Genomic DNA, 1,593 nt, shown 5'->3' with positions numbered 1-1,593 from the left:
GAATTCGACGCCGCTTACGCTAACGATGGATCCTTTCCTGGGGATTAGGGGGTCGGGCGGGCCGCCCGACCCCCACGCTTCTTTACTTCATCCCTCCCCACGGCTCTCAGAGCCGTGGGGAGGGAGAAGGGGCTTCATCGGCTCTTTCCATAAGGGCTCACCGTGTCCATGCGAATAGAATTCATATCATGCGTAAGTGAAGGAGCCTACCGGCCTTCCCCTAGAATCCCCCTTCCTCAAGGCCCTTAGGGGGGATAAATCCATTTTGTCGGAAGCTTCACCTGCTTGCAAAACCTCCAGGGTCTTCCAATCAGGAGGCGCAATCCGCCTCAAGCGGCGCAAGGTCAGACATTGGAAGTGGAGGGGGATTCCCCTCCCCATACCTGACGCCAATAATGGTAGAGCAGGATTCCCGCGGCAACGGCGACGTTGAGGCTGGGGACCGGCAGAGCGGTCTCGATGTGCACCTGAGGCGCCCGCCAGAGCAGGGAATCCGGAACCCCAAAGGAGGGGTGCCCCAGGATCAGCAGCATCCGCCGGGGGAACGTAAAGGCCTGCAGGGGGATAGAAGACGCCGTCTTTTCGGCGATCACCGGCTCGTAAGGACAGTCCTCACTCTCCATCCATGCCAGAAAGTCGGCTATCGAAGGGAAGCGTTCGATTCGGATCCATTCGTCGGTCGCGCATGCGGTGGTCCGATCCCAGAGCGGGGAGCCGATCACCAGCAAGCGCTCCGCGCCCCAGGCCACCGCGCTCCGACAGATCAGGCCCACCGTTTTATCCCCTTCCCCCAGACTGAAGGCCGCTACCGCGTAAGGGAAGTGCGGCAGCCCGGCCAGCCCCCGCAAGCGCTGTCGCCGGGTCTCCGATCGAATCCGGAACTCTTCAACTCGCATCCAACCCGCCATCCCTCACCATCCTCCAATCGATCCGGTCTATTCTCCTCCTGGGAGCTTTCAGGGGGCCGGGAGGCCACTGAAGGTGATCCCCCCGACCGCAAAAATCGGCTCATGCCCAACGTTCGGGCAAACCTGAGATCGAACCGCCCGATGGCTGGGGAAAGGGTTCGATCTCCCTACTCCCCATCTCCGGGCCCGGACAGCGGCGCAGGTTCTGAACATGAGCCTAAGAATTTAATCGTTCTTCGGAGTTATGCGGTTGGAAGTTGGTCGAACGAGGTGGAGAGGCCCTACCCTCTGTGTCTCCCCTCCCCACAGCCCAAAGGGCCGTGGGAAGGGGGGACACCATTTCAGGGGCGGAGCCGAGCACTGAAGGTGCCCGGCTCCGCCCTCAAAGCCCCCCGAGGAGGCGAACGGCGTAACTCTTAAGGCGTAACTCTTAAAGGGTTTTGGGCTGGGGCGCTGCCTTCAGCGGCACCCCAGCTCCAAAACCCCGGGAGAACCAGAAGTCGCACATCGCCAGCGGGATCTCTCCCAAACTCCCGGATGAGTTTAACATGGGGCAAGACCGAAGGGAACAAGGGGGGCGGGATCGATGACGAACTGGGGCAAGCCCGAGGGGCCGCCAGAGGCGGACCGTGCGATCGCTCCCGAGCTCCCAGGCGCGGCGCTCGGCCTGCGGATCGGCCTCTCG

Annotated in this window: 1 protein-coding gene; it reads right to left on the bottom strand. The window is 62.3% G+C overall.

The annotated features are described in order from the left end of the window. Positions 1-344: 344 nt before the first annotated feature. Positions 345-908, bottom strand: coding sequence for a TrmH family RNA methyltransferase (locus NZM16_RS07475; RefSeq protein ID WP_295479667.1), 564 nt, complete (start codon positions 906-908; stop codon positions 345-347). Positions 909-1,593: the final 685 nt, after the last annotated feature.

This window comes from Thermoflexus sp. (genome assembly GCF_025055495.1).
Taxonomy (GTDB): domain Bacteria; phylum Chloroflexota; class Anaerolineae; order Thermoflexales; family Thermoflexaceae; genus Thermoflexus.
Note: the sequence above shows the minus strand (reverse complement) of the source record. Positions and strands in the feature narration are given on the sequence as shown.